14 protein-coding genes are annotated in these 14674 nt (G+C 68.5%); 2 read left to right on the top strand and 12 right to left on the bottom strand.

Features of this window, described 5'->3' with window-relative positions; translation table 11 throughout:
- Positions 1-38 precede the first annotated feature (38 nt).
- The 8 genes from ORG17_RS16195 to glmS form a co-directional block, all read right to left on the bottom strand.
- Positions 39-584, bottom strand: a complete 546-nt coding sequence (locus ORG17_RS16195; RefSeq protein WP_214526134.1) for a hypothetical protein — start codon at positions 582-584, stop codon at positions 39-41.
- On the bottom strand, positions 568-1239 hold the full coding sequence (locus ORG17_RS16200) for a hypothetical protein (RefSeq protein WP_214526133.1): 672 nt from the start codon (positions 1237-1239) through the stop codon (positions 568-570). The genes ORG17_RS16195 and ORG17_RS16200 overlap by 17 nt, the downstream gene beginning before the upstream one ends.
- Complete coding sequence (locus ORG17_RS16205; RefSeq protein WP_214526132.1) at positions 1226-2026, bottom strand: TIGR04255 family protein; 801 nt, start codon at positions 2024-2026, stop codon at positions 1226-1228. Before ORG17_RS16205 ends, ORG17_RS16200 begins: the two co-directional genes overlap by 14 nt.
- 118 nt (positions 2027-2144) lie before the next feature.
- The gene (gene tsaE / locus ORG17_RS16210; protein ID WP_214526131.1) at positions 2145-2660 is read right to left on the bottom strand and encodes a tRNA (adenosine(37)-N6)-threonylcarbamoyltransferase complex ATPase subunit type 1 TsaE; all 516 of its coding nucleotides are present in this window, start codon (positions 2658-2660) and stop codon (positions 2145-2147) included.
- Positions 2657-3823 carry an alanine racemase gene (gene alr, locus ORG17_RS16215; protein ID WP_173032762.1) on the bottom strand — a complete coding sequence of 389 codons (1167 nt, stop codon included), beginning with the start codon at positions 3821-3823 and terminating at the stop codon, positions 2657-2659. The genes tsaE and alr (ORG17_RS16215) overlap by 4 nt, the downstream gene beginning before the upstream one ends.
- Positions 3820-4923: an alanine racemase gene (gene alr / locus ORG17_RS16220; protein ID WP_071406148.1), complete on the bottom strand. Its 1104-nt coding sequence runs from the start codon at positions 4921-4923 to the stop codon at positions 3820-3822. Before alr (ORG17_RS16220) ends, alr (ORG17_RS16215) begins: the two co-directional genes overlap by 4 nt.
- Positions 4920-5315 carry a holo-ACP synthase gene (locus tag ORG17_RS16225; RefSeq protein ID WP_214526130.1) on the bottom strand — a complete coding sequence of 132 codons (396 nt, stop codon included), beginning with the start codon at positions 5313-5315 and terminating at the stop codon, positions 4920-4922. Before ORG17_RS16225 ends, alr (ORG17_RS16220) begins: the two co-directional genes overlap by 4 nt.
- An 8-nt stretch (positions 5316-5323) precedes the next feature.
- Complete coding sequence (gene glmS, locus ORG17_RS16230) at positions 5324-7171, bottom strand: glutamine--fructose-6-phosphate transaminase (isomerizing) (RefSeq protein ID WP_071245461.1); 1848 nt, start codon at positions 7169-7171, stop codon at positions 5324-5326.
- Between the two features lie 70 nt (positions 7172-7241).
- Between glmS and ORG17_RS16235 the strand changes: the two genes are divergently transcribed.
- Together ORG17_RS16235 and coaA are read left to right on the top strand one after the other, a co-directional pair.
- Positions 7242-7727 carry a glutathione peroxidase gene (locus tag ORG17_RS16235; protein WP_071245463.1) on the top strand — a complete coding sequence of 162 codons (486 nt, stop codon included), beginning with the start codon at positions 7242-7244 and terminating at the stop codon, positions 7725-7727.
- 105 nt (positions 7728-7832) lie between these two features.
- The gene (gene coaA, locus ORG17_RS16240; protein WP_027466714.1) at positions 7833-8777 is read left to right on the top strand and encodes a type I pantothenate kinase; all 945 of its coding nucleotides are present in this window, start codon (positions 7833-7835) and stop codon (positions 8775-8777) included.
- 93 nt (positions 8778-8870) lie between these two features.
- On the opposite strand, the gene glmM is transcribed toward coaA, so the two are convergent.
- The 4 genes from glmM to ORG17_RS16260 all read right to left on the bottom strand — a co-directional run bounded on the left by glmM (position 8871) and on the right by ORG17_RS16260 (position 14631).
- On the bottom strand, positions 8871-10244 hold the full coding sequence (gene glmM / locus ORG17_RS16245) for a phosphoglucosamine mutase (protein WP_214526129.1): 1374 nt from the start codon (positions 10242-10244) through the stop codon (positions 8871-8873).
- A 22-nt stretch (positions 10245-10266) separates the two neighbouring features.
- The gene (rpsI, locus tag ORG17_RS16250) at positions 10267-10752 is read right to left on the bottom strand and encodes a 30S ribosomal protein S9 (protein WP_027466716.1); all 486 of its coding nucleotides are present in this window, start codon (positions 10750-10752) and stop codon (positions 10267-10269) included.
- Between the two features lie 36 nt (positions 10753-10788).
- Complete coding sequence (rplM, locus tag ORG17_RS16255; RefSeq protein ID WP_027466717.1) at positions 10789-11235, bottom strand: 50S ribosomal protein L13; 447 nt, start codon at positions 11233-11235, stop codon at positions 10789-10791.
- Positions 11236-11565: 330 nt separating this feature from the next.
- Positions 11566-14631 carry an ExeM/NucH family extracellular endonuclease gene (locus tag ORG17_RS16260; protein ID WP_214526128.1) on the bottom strand — a complete coding sequence of 1022 codons (3066 nt, stop codon included), beginning with the start codon at positions 14629-14631 and terminating at the stop codon, positions 11566-11568.
- Positions 14632-14674: the final 43 nt, after the last annotated feature.

Below are 14674 nucleotides of genomic sequence, written 5' to 3' on the forward strand. Positions count from 1 at the left end.
TCCATCGTAGGGATAAACGCGATCATTTCCCACCCAGTCTAGCTCTCGCCTAGTCGCGCACCTGTCCACTGACCGCCTTCAGGATTGGGGTCTGGGAAATAGGTGAAAAGCTTAACGTGGCTCTTGTAGTAGTTGATCTCCTCGAGATTTCCCTCCCCGGCAACTTGCGGCTCATAAGGCTCGAAAGGTAGAGGCCACGAGCGAAATTCAATTTCCGCATGACCACGGTACTCGCCGGACCGTCTTCGATCGACGACTTCTAAATGCGCATCGCGAAGCTTGCCGACGGATGCCTCCGCAAGGCCACAATAGCGATTCTTCACGCCTTTCGCTGTGAGCTTGGTTTGATCCGCACCGATTATCAGACGAATAACCGACGCGCCTTCCTCACCTTTTGAGAGCTTGAGCGCCTGCCACTTGATGCTTCCGACGGCCGTTACGTGACCTTTCGCCACCGCCCGCTCGATGTATTCGTTCGAACCCACATCCATAGGTAACTCATCGCCATCAACGCCGGAAGCCACACTTGAACGTGCCTCAGGCAGCTCAATGCCGGGCTCAATATTGTCATGCAACTCGGGCATAGAACGTGGGCTTGATGGACGTCATGAGCGAAGGCGAAAGCATCGAGTCACTCTGAGCGAACTTTACAGTTCGGAAGATATTCGTATCGATGCGGGCGAGGGCGCGATCGACATTCAGCTCTGAATACAATCCATTCTCGAAGACCGGCATTCCGTTGACGTCATCAATTGTCAATGCATACTGAAGCAGGCCGATTTCCAAAAGCGCGTAGCCGCCGGAGCTTTCCCACTCAATCGACACCGTGCCACTATCATTTGGGGTCAGCGTGAAGTCGCCACCACCCCGCTGCGCACTCGCAATGACTCGGAGCACATTGTCAAGAACTTTAGGCGACGGAGCGAGACTATGAGCCCCATTCCAGCCGTCAGCAAGACCAGCGATATCCAGAAATTCTTGCACCCACCGCAGGTTTCGCTCGCGTCGGGCGGACTCCATATATTGACCAGATACGATCCCATTAAACGATTGCGCGGCTCCGGCAATAACCGCACTTAAGGTAGTAACAGCAGCCGTCATCGACTGAGCTATTGCCCCCACCGCGAGATTCGACGCCGAACTAAAAAAGGTGCTAGCGGCGAGTGACGGACTGTGGGTAGTGGCATTGGCGCGAGTCGGATAGGACTCGACTGCAGAAGTACTTTTATTCATCGACACCCACCGGCCCCATCATCTGAGTGATCGACTTAGTCGATCCTATAAAGATATTGTGAATGACCGAATGCGCGTCCTCGAAATGCTGCATTACGGCCTCAGCGGAGCCTTCTACGGTGCTGACCGCGCTCACAACAGTGTCTGTTATCAACGACGGTTGATTGTTGACCACGCCTTCCGAGAGCGAAATCTGGGCCTGCAGCCCCTCAGTGGTGACAAATCCATAGTTCACCGCAATGTGCGCCGGAACTTCTTTGTTGCGCTCAGACTGTACCGCCTCGGGGAAGTCAATGCGGTAGCCCAACACTTCGCTGGCAAACTCTGCAGGAGCCGCCCCATCGAGGAATCTATCCCCGAAAGCATCGAGATATCTAAGGCTCGCAGCACTAAAACCGTGTGTCGGCCCCATCTGAGCGAGCAGAATCTCGATGACCTTGCCGACCTCCGGCGAGAAACTCTCCCAGGAACTGTAAGGGGGTAGCGCGTGGATGAATAACACCCCGACGCCCACCTGAACAACCATATCTCGCGCGGCACGCGTCATTCGCAACACCGGCTGACCCGGTGCTGGTGGCTGCCCGAAGGGGATTAGTCGCTCCGTGTAGGTGAATGCAAGATTGCGCTGCAGGGCTTCTCGAAAGGAATCAAAGGAGCTATCGTCCACACCGGGTGCAATTTGAATACGAAAAACCCCATCGGAAGAGGTCGTCGCTTGCTGATCGGGGAAAAAGTCCCAACGCAACTCTGCAATCAGTTCCAGGAGTGGCGGGTTTCGGAACTGGGCAGTCAACGGTGAGTCCAGTCACTTCGCATATGGTTACAATAGCGCAGATGCCTTGGGCTCGCCCTACGAACTCTCCGTGATGGACACAAGGAAAGCGCGGAGCTGTGAGTTTCGGTCGGTTCGGTTACAGAGCCACGCCTTCCCAGCGCGGGCCGGTGGCGGTGACGACGACGCGGCGGGGTTCGTCGGGGACGTCGTCCGGGTCGGTGTCGTCGGTGTCACGGTCGGCCTCGTCGGCACCGGTGGCACGGGTGATCTCGACGTCGAGCACGCTGTCGCTGATGCCGTCGACCATGCCGCGGCCCCACTCGACGACGACGATCGCGGCGTCCCAGTCGAGGTCGAGGTCGTCGAGCTCGACCGGGTCGGACAGGCGGTAGGCGTCGACGTGCACCAGGTCGGGTCCGGCGGTCGTCGGGTGCGTCCGGGCGAGGACGAAGGTCGGGCTGGACACCTGGCCGCGTGCACCGAGTGCGGCGCCGAGCCCGCGCGTCAGGGTCGTCTTGCCGGCACCGAGTGGTCCGGTCAGCACGACGAGGTCCCCGGCGCGCAGCACCGCGGCCAACCGGGCCCCGAGCTCCCCCATCGCCTCGGTGCCGTCGACGGAGGTGTCGAGCAGGACGTGCGGCGACCCGGTCACGGCCGCTCGCCCCGCAGGTACTCCCCGACCCGTCCCTCGATGTCGTGGCCCTCGTAGAACCGGGGCACACGGCTGCCGATCCGGCAGACGATCTCCTCGCCGATGGTCTCGAGCGCCGCGCCCCACTCGAGCACGGTCATCTCGTCGTGCTCGCCGGTGCCGAACAGCACGACGGTGTCGCCGGTCTGCACGTCGTCCTCGCCGACGTCCACCAGGAACTGGTCCATCGCGACGCGGCCAGCGATCGGGTAGCGCTTGCCGCGGATCGCGACCTCGATGCGGCCCTGCGCCAGACGCGGGACCCCGTCGGCGTACCCGACGGGCACGAGGGCCAGGGTCGTCTCGGTCGCGGTGCGGTACGTGTAGTCGTAGGAGACGCCGGTGTCGACGGGGACGCGCTTCGTCTTCGCGACCGACGCGGTCAGGGTCATCACCGGCTCGAGTCCGAGGTCGGCCGCCGAGACGCCGTCGGCTCCGGGGATGCCGAACAGGTTCGCGCCCATCCGGACCATGTCCTTGCGGAACTCCTTGCGCTCCAACCCCGCGAGCGACGCGGCGACGTGCTCCATCGGGACGTCGAGCCCCAGGTCCTCGGCGATCTCGATCGCGGCGTCGAACACGGCGACCGCGGCGCTGTCCTCGTGGTCGGACGCCTCGGCCAGGTGCGTGTACGCGGCGACCACCTCGATGCGGCCGTTCCGCTGGGCGTCCCGGGCGAGCTCGACGAGCGCCGGCCAGTCCGCCGGGGTCGCGCCGTCGCGGTGCAGGCCGGAGTCGACGCCGAGGTGTACCCGGGCCGGGCGCTGGTCGACGGCGTCGACGATGCGCTGCAGCTCGGCGACGTTCGAGACGCCGAGGTCGACGGCCGAGTCGATGGCGTCACGGAAGTCCAGATCGGGGTCGTGCTGCCAGGTGAACAGGTGGACGTCCTCGCCGACGCCGATCGAGCGCAGGCGCAGGGCCGCGGGCACCGTCAGCACACCGATCCAGCGGATGCCGGCGTCGACGGCGGCGAGCGCGATCGGCTCGAGGCCGTGCCCGTACGCGTCGGCCTTCATGATCGCCATCACGGCGACCGGGTCCATCCACTCACGGACACGGTCGAGGTTGGCACGGTAGGCGTCGAGGTCGATGCGCGCCTGACGCAGCGGTGCGGAGCTCACGTCGTCCTCCGTTCCACGCTGCGGCCGATCCGGGCGACCACCTCGTAGTTGATCGTGCCGATGGCGTCGGCCCAGTCCTCGACGGCGGGGTCGCCGTTCGCGGGGTCGCCCCACAGCACCGCCTCGTCGCCGACCTGCACGTCGGCGTCGCCGATGTCGACGTGCATGGCGTTCATCGCGACGCGTCCGACCACCGGGAACGTCCGGTCGCCGATCCGCACCGAGACCCGGTTGCCGAAGTCGCGGTCGAAGCCGTCCGCGTAGCCGAGGCCGATCACGGCGAGACGGGTGTCCGTCTCGGCGCGCCAGGTGTAGCCGTAGGAGACGCCGTCGCCCGCGGCGACCGGCACGGTGCGGAGCACGGCTGCGGTGACCCGCATCGCCGGGCGCAGCCCCAGGTCGGCCGAGGTGCGACCGTCGAAGGGGCTCAGCCCGTACAGGGCGAGTCCGACGCGGGACAGGTCGTGGCGGGTCTCCGGAACGGCGATGCTCGCGGCACTCGCGGCGAGGTGCACCACGTCCGGCACGATGCCGTTCGCGGCGAGGCCGTCCAGCGCCCGCTGCAGCGCGGCGTCCTGGTCGAGGTCGTCGGTGCGCGACGCGTTCGACAGGTGGGACATGAGCCCCTCGACCCGGGTGCGGTTGCCGCCGCGGGCCAGGGCGCCGGCGGTCGCGAAGAGCTCGGCCCACTCGGACTCGACCGCACCGTTGCGGCTGAGGCCGGTGTCGACGCACAGGTGCACGGCGCGGACGTCGGAGTCGGCTGCTGCGGAGAGCTGCTCGACGCTCGACACCGCGGGCGTGACGTCGAACTGCGCCGCGCGGCGGAAGTCCTCGTCGGGGGCGTGCAGCCACGCGAGGATCCGGACCCCCTCGTCGATGCCGCCCTGACGGAGCGCGACGGCCTCGTCGATGTCGGCGACCCCGAGCCACTCGGCACCGGCGTCCACGAAGGCCTGCGCGGCGTCGAGGGCCCCGTGGCCGTACGCGTTCGCCTTGACCACCGCGATGACCCCGGCCGGGGCGACCCGGTCGGCGATGGTCGCGTAGTTCTCGATCAGGGCTCCGCGATCGACCGTGATGCCGGTGAACGCGCTCACCGGACCGTTCCTTCCAGGACCACGTCTGTTCCTTCCAGGACCACGAACGCGGTCGCGATCCCTCCATCATGCGAGAGCGACAGGTGCACGCTCGTCACGCCACGCGCGTGCGCCACCTGCCGGGCGCCCTGGTGCAGGGTGAGCGACGGGTTCCGCTGGTCGTCGGACACGACCTCGAGGTCCTGCCAGCTCAGCCCGGCACTCGACCCGAAGGCCTTGATCAGGGCTTCCTTCGCCGCGAACCGTGCGGCGAGGGACGCGATCGGCCGGGGTTCGCCGTCACGGACCTGCTCGGACGGCGTGAACAGCCGCGCCCGCATCGCCGGTGTGCGCTCCAGCACCCGTTCGAACCGCTCCAGGTCGACCACGTCGACCCCGATCCCGATGATCACCGTCGCGACTACTCGACGGTGACCGACTTCGCGAGGTTGCGTGGCTGGTCGACGTCGAGGCCCTTGGCGGCGGCGAGCTCCATGCCGAACATGTGCAGCGGTGCCACGGCGAGCAGCGGCTCGAACAGCGGGGTCGCGAGCGGGATCCGCAGGACCTCGTCGGCGAAGGGCAGCACCGCGGCGTCGCCTTCTTCGGCGATCGCGATCACCCGGGCGCCGCGGGCGCGGATCTCCTGGATGTTCGAGACGACCTTCGGGTGCAGCGATCGGGGGTCGCGCGGCGACGGCACGATGACGAAGACGATCTGACCCGGCTCTATCAGGGCGATCGGGCCGTGCTTGAGCTCACCGGCGGCGAAGCCCTCGGCGTGGATGTACGCGAGCTCCTTGAGCTTGAGGGCGCCCTCGAGTGCGATCGGGTAGCCGACGTGGCGGCCGAGGAACAGCACGCTCCGGGTGTCCGCCATCCAGCGGGCCAGGTCCTTGATGCCGGCGGCGTCCTCGATGGTCTGCTGCAGCTTCGGCGCGAGCCCCTCGAGCTCGGCCACCTGCTCGGCGATCTGCTCGGTGGTGAGCGTGCCGCGCAGCGTCGCCAGGTGCAGCCCGAGCAGGTAGAGCGCGACGCCCTGGGCGATGAAGGCCTTGGTCGACGCGACGGCGACCTCGGGTCCGGCGTGCGTGTAGATCACGGCGTCGGACTCACGCGGGATCGTGGCGCCCTGGGTGTTGCAGATCGACAGGACCTGCGCGCCCTGCTCGCGGGCGTACTTGACGGCCATCAGCGTGTCCATGGTCTCGCCGGACTGGCTGATCGAGACGACCAGGGTGCGCTCGTTCAGCACCGGGTCGCGGTACCGGAACTCGTGCGCGAGCTCGACCTCGACCGGCACACGTGCCCACTGCTCGATGGCGTACTTGCCGAGGATGCCGGCGTAGGCGGCGGTGCCACAGGCGATCACGATGACGCGGTCGACGGTCGCCAGGCGGTCGGCGATCGGGTCGAGGTCGGTCAGCGTGACGGCACCGTCGTGGACGCGACCGAGGATCGTCTTCGCGACGGCCTCGGGCTCCTCGCTGATCTCCTTCGCCATGAACGAGCTCCAGCCGCCCTTGTCGGCGGCGGAGGCGTCCCAGTTGACCTCGAACTCGCTCGGCGTGGCCGGGGTGCCGTCGAAGTGGATGACGTCCACGCCGTCGGGGCGGATCGTGGCGATCTCGTCCTGCCCGATCGACAGCGCGCGCTGCGTGTAGGCGACGAACGCGGCGACGTCCGAGCCCATGAAGTTCTCGCCGTCACCGAGCCCGACCACCAGGGGCGAGTTGCGACGGGCACCGACGACGACTCCGGGCTGGTCGGCGTGCACGACGAGGAGCGTGAAGGCCCCCTCGAGTCGCTGCACGGCCTGCTGCATGGCTGCGGTCAGGTCACCGGTCTCGCGGAAGGCGCGTCCGACCAGGTGCGCGGCGACCTCGGAGTCGGTCTCGCTGCGGAACTCGATGCCCTCGGCCTGCAGTTCGGCGCGGAGCTCGGAGAAGTTCTCGATGATGCCGTTGTGGATGAGGGCGAGCTTGTCGCCGTCGGCCAGGTGCGGGTGGGCGTTGCCGTCGGTCGGGCCACCGTGGGTCGCCCAGCGGGTGTGCCCGATGCCGGTCGCGCCGTCCGGGATCGGCGACGACTCGAGCTCGTCGACCAGGGCCTGGAGCTTGCCGGCCTTCTTGGCCGACACGAGGTCTCCGGCTGGGTCGACGACGGCGATGCCCGCCGAGTCGTAGCCGCGGTACTCGAGGCGACGGAGGCCACCGAGGAGGACGTCCTGGCTGCTGTTGCTGCCGACGTAGCCGACGATTCCACACATGGAACCGATCCTACGGTCTGCCTGGACGCCCACCCTGCGAAGTCCCGGGGGTGGGGATAACGTTTCGGCCATGGGACGCTTCGACGACATCGCCATCACCACGCTGCACGGCGAGGACACCACGTTCGGCGCCTACGCCGACAAGGCCGTACTGGTCGTGAACGTCGCCTCCCGGTGCGGCCTCGCTCCGCAGTACGAGCAGCTCGAGGCCCTGCAGAAGCAGTACGGCCCCCGCGGGTTCACGGTGCTGGGCTTCCCGAGCAACCAGTTCCTGCAGGAACTCGGCTCGTCCGAGGCGATCGACGAGTACTGCTCCACCACGTGGGGTGTGACGTTCCCGATGTCCGAGAAGGTCAAGGTCAACGGCAAGAGCGCGCACCCGCTCTACCAGGCCCTCAAGGAGACCCCGGACGCCGACGGCAAGGCCGGCCGGGTCGCGTGGAACTTCGAGAAGTTCCTCGTCGCCCCCGACGGCACCGTCACGCGCTTCCGTCCCACCACGAAGCCGGACGCCCCCGAGGTCGTCGCTGCCATCGAGGCGGCCCTGCCCGCCTGACGCGTCGCGTCCTGCGGGCGCGCACCGAGCACTGGACGGGAGGCCCGGGGCACGTGAGCCGGTCGGCTCACGTGCCCCGGGCCTCCCGTCTGTACGCTCGATCCCATGCCGTTCTCGGAGACCGCCGTCGCGCACCCGACCCCGTTCGTGGAGATCCCGCGTGACGAGTGGTCCCAGCTCGCACCGAAGGAGCACCTGTCGCTCACCGAGACCGAGATCGTGCAGCTGCGCGGTCTCGGCGACCGGCTGGACATGCAGGAGGTGCAGGAGGTCTACCTGCCCCTGTCCCGCCTGCTCACGCTCTACGCCGCCGGTGCGCGCAACCTGCACGCCGAGACGAGCCGCTTCCTCGGGGAGCGCGCCGGACGCACGCCCTTCGTCATCGGCGTCGCGGGCTCCGTCGCGGTCGGCAAGTCCACGGTCGCCCGTCTGCTGCGCGAGCTGACGAAGCGCTGGCCGGACACCCCTCGGGTCGAGCTCGTGACGACCGACGGCTTCCTGTACCCGAACGCCGAGCTGGAGCGACGCGGGATCATGGACCGGAAGGGCTTCCCGGAGTCGTACGACCGCCGCTCCCTGCTGCGCTTCGTGAGCCAGGTGAAGAGCGGGGCGACCGAGGTCCGCGCGCCGTACTACTCGCACCTGGTCTACGACATCGTGCCCGATGCCGAGATCGTCGTCCGGCAGCCCGACGTGCTCATCGTCGAGGGCCTCAACGTGCTGGCGCCGCCGGTGCACGGGCGGCTCGCGCTGTCCGACCTGTTCGACTTCACGATCTACGTGGACGCGAAGACGAAGGACATCGAGTCCTGGTACGTCGACCGGTTCCTCGCGCTGCAGGAAGAGGCGTTCTCGAGCCCCGACTCGTTCTTCCACCGGTTCGCCTCGCTCTCGCGTGAGGACGCGGTACGGACGGCGACCGAGGTCTGGCGGGCGATCAACGAGCCGAACCTGATCGAGAACGTGCTGCCCACGCGCTCCCGCGCCACCCTGGTGTTGAAGAAGGGCGCGAACCACAAGGTGAACTCGGTCCTGCTCCGCAAGATCTAAGCGGAGGGCAGCGCAAAACACCGGTGTTCGCGAGCTGAACCGCGGTCTGCGCGTGTTCAACCGGCGAACACCGGTGTCTTGCGGAGGAAACCCCTACGCGGCGTCGAGCGCCAGGCGGTCCTGCACGACGGCGGCGAGCTCCTCGGCGATGCGCTGGGCATCGTCCTGCGAGGCAGCCTCGACCATGACGCGCACGACCGGCTCGGTGCCCGACGGACGGAGCAGCACACGGCCGCTGTCCCCGAGCGCCTCGCTCGCGGCGGCGATGGCGTCCTGCACACCCTGGTCGGCGAGCCCGTGACGATCAACGCCCCGGACGTTGAGCAGCACCTGCGGGAACACGGTCATGCACGAGGCGAGCTCCTGCAGCGACTTCCCCGTCCGCGCCATCTCGGCGACCAGGTGCAGTCCGGTCAGGATGCCGTCGCCCGTGGTGGCGAACTCGTTGAAGATGATGTGGCCGGACTGCTCGCCACCGATGGAGTAGTCGCCCTCGGTCATCTTCTCGAGCACGTAGCGGTCGCCCACGCCGGCCTCGATCACGGTGATGCCCGCGTCGGCCATGGCGCGCTTCAGCCCGAGGTTCGACATGACCGTCGCGACGAGGGTGTCGTCCTTCAGGCGGCCGCGCTCCTGCAGGGACAGCGCGAGGATCGCCATGATCTGGTCACCGTCGATCGCGTTGCCCGCGGCGTCGACGGCCAGGCAACGGTCCGCGTCACCGTCGTGCGCGACGCCGACGTCGGCACCGTGCTCGAGCACCGCGCGGGCGAGGTTGTCGATGTGGGTCGAACCGACGCCGTCGTTGATGTTCCAGCCGTCGGGATCGGCGCCGATGAGCGTCACACGGGCACCCGCGTTGACGAAGACCTCGGGCGAGACGCCGGCGGCGGCACCGTTGGCGCAGTCGAGCACCACGTGGATGCCGTCGAGCCGGTGCGGCAGCGTGCCGAGCAGGTGCACCACGTAGCGGTCCTCGGCGTCGGCGAACCGCGAGATGCGCCCGACGTCGATGCCGGTGGGGGTGGGTGCGGAGTGGTCGTGCATGGCCGCTTCGATGCGGTCCTCGACCTCGTCCGGCAGCTTGCGGCCACCCGTGGCGAAGAACTTGATCCCGTTGTCGGGAGCGGGGTTGTGCGATGCGGAGATCATCACGCCGAAGTCGGCGTCGATGTCCGCGACGAGGAACGCTGCGGCGGGGGTGGGGATGACCCCGGCGTCGAGCACGTCGACGCCGGCCGAGGCGAGCCCGGCCGCGACGGCGGCACCGAGGAACTCGCCGGAGACGCGCGGGTCACGCGCGAGGACCGCGCGCGGGCGCGGTCGACCCGACGCCCGGCGGGCGTCGGCATGGTGTCCGTGTGTGAGGACGGCCGCGCTCGCCTGGGCAAGACCCAGTGCGAGCGCGGCCGTCAGCTCGCCGTTGGCGAGACCACGAACCCCGTCGGTACCGAACAGACGCGGCATGGCGATCTTCAGCCGGTGACGACTAGCGCTTCGAGAACTGCGACGCCTTGCGGGCCTTCTTGAGACCGGCCTTCTTGCGCTCGATGACGCGGGCGTCACGGGTGAGGAAGCCGGCCTTCTTGAGGGTCGCGCGGTTGTTCTCGCGGTCGATCTCGTTCAGGGTGCGGGCGATGGCGAGGCGGAGCGCGCCGGCCTGACCCGAGGGGCCACCACCGGTGATGCGGGCGACGACGTCGTACGAGCCGAGGAGCTCGAGCACCTTGAAGGGGTCGTTGATGAGCTGCTGGTGCAGCTTGTTCGGGAAGTAGTCCTCGAGCGTGCGGCCGTTCACGACGAACGTGCCGGAGCCCGGGACGAGCCGGACGCGCGCGATGGCCTCCTTGCGGCGCCCGACGGCACCGCCGGAGACGTTGAGGATCTGACGGGGAGCAGCCTCGGCAGCGGCGGGTGCGCTCTCCGTGGTGAAGCTCTCCGGGGTCTGGTCGAGGGAATCAGCGATCTGAGCCATGAGTTTTCTGTGTCCTTGAAGTCGTCGTGGCCGGAACTACTGTGCGACCTGGTCGAAGATGTACGGCTTGGGCTGCTGCGCGGCGTGCGGGTGCTCCGCGCCGGCGTAGACCTTCAGCTTCTTGAGCTGCTCGCGGCCGAGGGTGTTCTTCGGCAGCATGCCGCGGATCGCCTTCTCGACGGCGCGGGTGGGGTGCTTCTCGAGCATCTCCGGGTAGGAGGTCGCCGTCAGGCCGCCCGGGTAGCCCGAGTGACGGTAGTAGACCTTCTTCGCGAGCTTCGAACCGGTCAGGGCGACCTTGTCGGCGTTCACGATGATGACGAAGTCACCCATGTCCATGTGCTGGGCGAAGGTGGCCTTGTGCTTGCCGCGCAGGAGCGCCGCGGCGTGGGTGGCGAGACGGCCGAGGACGACGTCGGTGGCGTCGATGACGATCCAGTCGTGCTGGACGTCTGCCGGCTTCGGTGAGAACGTGCGAGTCACAGGAGTGCTGCTTTCGTGTCGAGGTGAGGAGTCCGTGAATCCCACTCCGGTCGGGAGTTCCACGGGCAGAAGCACGGGGAACACCTCGGTTGGAGGGCTCATCTGACTGTCCGCGCGCGGGGCGCACAGACCAAGGTGAGAGCCTAGCCGACGCGGGGTACGTCGGTCAAACGCGTCCCGCTGCCGGCCTGGAGGCGCGGGGCGGCCCCGCACCGCGCCTCCCGTCCGCCGCACGGTCGCGCCCACCGCGCATGGTGCGCAGAAACGGTCGGGTCCGCTGTTCGAACCCGACCATTCCTGCTCACGAAGTGCGCCCGTGGGGCGTGGGGACTACTCCGCAGCCACCGTCCGACGTCGGCGACGCACCACCAGCACACCCGCACCCGCCGCGAGCAGCAGGAACGCCACCAACGCACCGGCACCGAGCCCTGCGGCACCCGTGAACGCGAGCTGCCCGTCCGTGGTGATCGTGATCGGGGTCCACCCGATCAGACTCCCGTCCGCAGCCGTCACCGCCAACCGGTGCACACCAGCCACCGTGTCCGCCGGGATCGTCACCCGAACCGTCCCGTCAGCACCCACCACCACGGTACCGATCAACGTCGGCTCCGAGAACAACCACACGTTCACCGCGTCACCGGCAGACGCCGTGCCCACCGTCACCGTGATCGTCTCCCCCGCACGAGCCGACGCCGGAGCCGACACCCCACCACGACTCGCCTCCGTCAACAGCGACCCCGACGGCGCCACCGGAACAACCGGCGGGGTGATCCCGTCGACCGGCGGCACCGGAGTCGGCACCGGCGTCGGGGTCGGGGCCGGCACCGGCGTCGGGTCCGTGCCCGGGTCGGTGCCCGCGGCGTCGAGGTCGAAGCCGACCAGGATCGGGTCGTGGTCGCTCGCCCGGTACACGTCGTCGTTGTACAGGTTCGTGGCGTTGTAGTTGTAGCGGCTGTACTCCAGACCCACCGACTCGACCGAGTTGATGTTCCAGATGTCCACGCCGGTGACCGTCTCGAGCGCGGCCTCCGACGCGAACACGTGGTCGAGCGAGCCGCTCAGGCCGGAGAACACGTACGAGTACTCGGTGCTGTCGAGCGCCGGGCCGAGGTCGGTGTAACCGGCCTCGTCGAGGACCACCACCGGGTCTTCCTTGCTGTAGGCGTTGAAGTCGCCGAGCATGAACACCTTGTCGGTGCCGTACTGCTCCTGCATGTCGGTGGAGAAGGTCACCAGGGCCTTCGCCTGCTCGACACGGTCGGCGTTCGACGCACCCTGCCCGTCGCCCTGGTCGGCGTTCTCGCCGGTGCCGGAGCCCTTCGACTTGAAGTGGTTCGCGATCACCAGGAAGTCGTCGTCCGCGGTGCCGCCGACCGGGCGGAACGCGTCCGCGACGGGCTGGCGGGCGTTCGTGAACGCGTCGTCGAGCAGGATCGTCGACTCGCCGACGGGCTCGACGCGGTCCTTCTTGTAGATCAGGGCGAGGCGGATGACGTCCTCGCTCGCGGGCACGACGGCCGGGGACTTCGCGTAGGCCCAGGTGTCCTGGCCGGTGGCGGCGTTGAGCGCGTCGACCAGGGTGGCCACGGCGGCGTCACGGTCCTGACCGAAGCGGACGGAGTTCTCGATCTCCTCGAGCGAGACGACGTCGGCGTCCAGGCCGTTGATCGCCTTCACGATCTTGACCTGCTGGCGCAGGAAGTCGTCCTGCTCGGCGGCACCGCGGGCGTCGCAGCCCGAGTTCACCGTGACGGGGTCTCCGGCACGGTCCGTGTAGTACTTGCAGCCGGTGAGCTCGTCGCCCGTGGTCGGGAAGTAGTTGAGGACGTTGAAGCCGGCGAGCTTCAGGTCACCACCGACGTCCCGCGGGGCCGGCTGGCGCACCTTCGAGAACGACGCCGGCAGTTCGGCGGCCGGGGTCGCACCCGTGATCGGCGCGGTCGGCTGGAACTTCCACCCGTTGTTGCGGTAGTCCAGGACGACCGGCTCGGTGAAGGTGGCGGCGGCCCCGACGGTGACCGGGCCCTGGGTGAGCCACGACACCGGGATGCCCTGGTTCGCCTGGGTCAGGAAGTTGGTGCTCGCACCGTCGTCGAGCGTGACCTTGCGCGCAGCGTTGTCGGCCTCGACGGCCTTCGCCGCGGCGCTGCCCGGGCGGCCGACCTCGGTCGGCTGGATCAGACGCTTCGTGCCGCTGGCGAGCACGACCTCGCCGTACTGGTTCGTCGTGTAGTTGTCGGCGACGGTGTACGCCCCCTGGGGAGCGACGAGCATGCTCTCGAGCGACTCGCGCTGGGCGTCGGACGACGGGAACGCGACCGCGGCCGGCTGCGGTGCCGCGACGCTGTCGTCCAGCTGCTGCAGCGACGAGGCCCCGGACACCGTGAGCTCGGTCAGGCCGAAGTACTCGGACACGGCGCCGGTGACCCGCACGTGGTCGCCCTCGCGCACCAGCCCGGCGGTGGCGAACGAGAAGACGAACACGGCGTCGGACGCGGTGTGGGCGGCGAGGTCGATCGCGCCGCCGGTGCCCGGGGTCTGGATCGTGTAGCCGTTGAAGCCGCCGGTGCCGTAGACCGCGGTGACGACGCCGTCGGTCGTGACGTTCTTGCCGGCGTACGGCGAGGTGTCCGTGGTGCCCTGCAGCTGGGCGATGGTCACCGTCTCGGCGGGGGTGCCGGGCGTGGGGGTCCCGCCGTCACCCGGGTCGGTCGGTTCCGTGGGCGCGGTCGGTGCAGTGGTCTCGCCCGCGGCGTTCCGCGGGGTGAGCGTGGTCGTCACCGAGAAGTCCGCACCGTTGACGTCGGTGTCCGTGGTGCCCTGGCGGACCAGGCCGTTCGGCACGGAGTTGTCCCCGGTCACGGTGCGCACGGTCGACTCGAACGTGTTCGAGGCGCCGTAGCCGAGCAGGTCGACCACGCCGTCGGTGCCGGTGGCGACGGGTCCGGCGGCGAGCGCCAGGGGTGCGGTGGCGTCGGACAGCACGAGCGTGCCGGTGGTGCCCGACGGGTTGAGCGTCGCGGTGTCGTCGGCTGCGGGCAGGTCCTCGCCAGCCGGGCTGGCCCCGCCGTTGCCCGCCATCGACACCAGGAAGGTGCCCTTTGCCGGCACGGTGCCCTGGAGCGCACTGGCCGAGAACGTGCCGGCGCCCGTCGCGGACCGGTACTGCAACGACCACCCGTCGAGCGACACGGCGGCGTCGGTCGGGTTGCCGATCTCGACGAACTTCTCGTTGTAGAACGCGCCCTTGCTCCCCGCCTTCAGGTAGGCCTCCTCGATGACGAGGCCGGTCCCCTCGGGGTTCGCGGTCGCTGCGGTGACGGTGACGAGTGGGGCCGCGAGGAGCGTCGCGGCCGCCGTGGCGCACAGCAGAGTGCGCCCGAGGGTGTTGGCCATGCCCGCACGCTACCGACCTGCGGGGACATTCAGGTTGCGTCGA

The organism is Curtobacterium flaccumfaciens pv. betae, from assembly GCF_026241855.1.
In the GTDB taxonomy this organism is placed as follows: domain Bacteria; phylum Actinomycetota; class Actinomycetes; order Actinomycetales; family Microbacteriaceae; genus Curtobacterium; species Curtobacterium flaccumfaciens.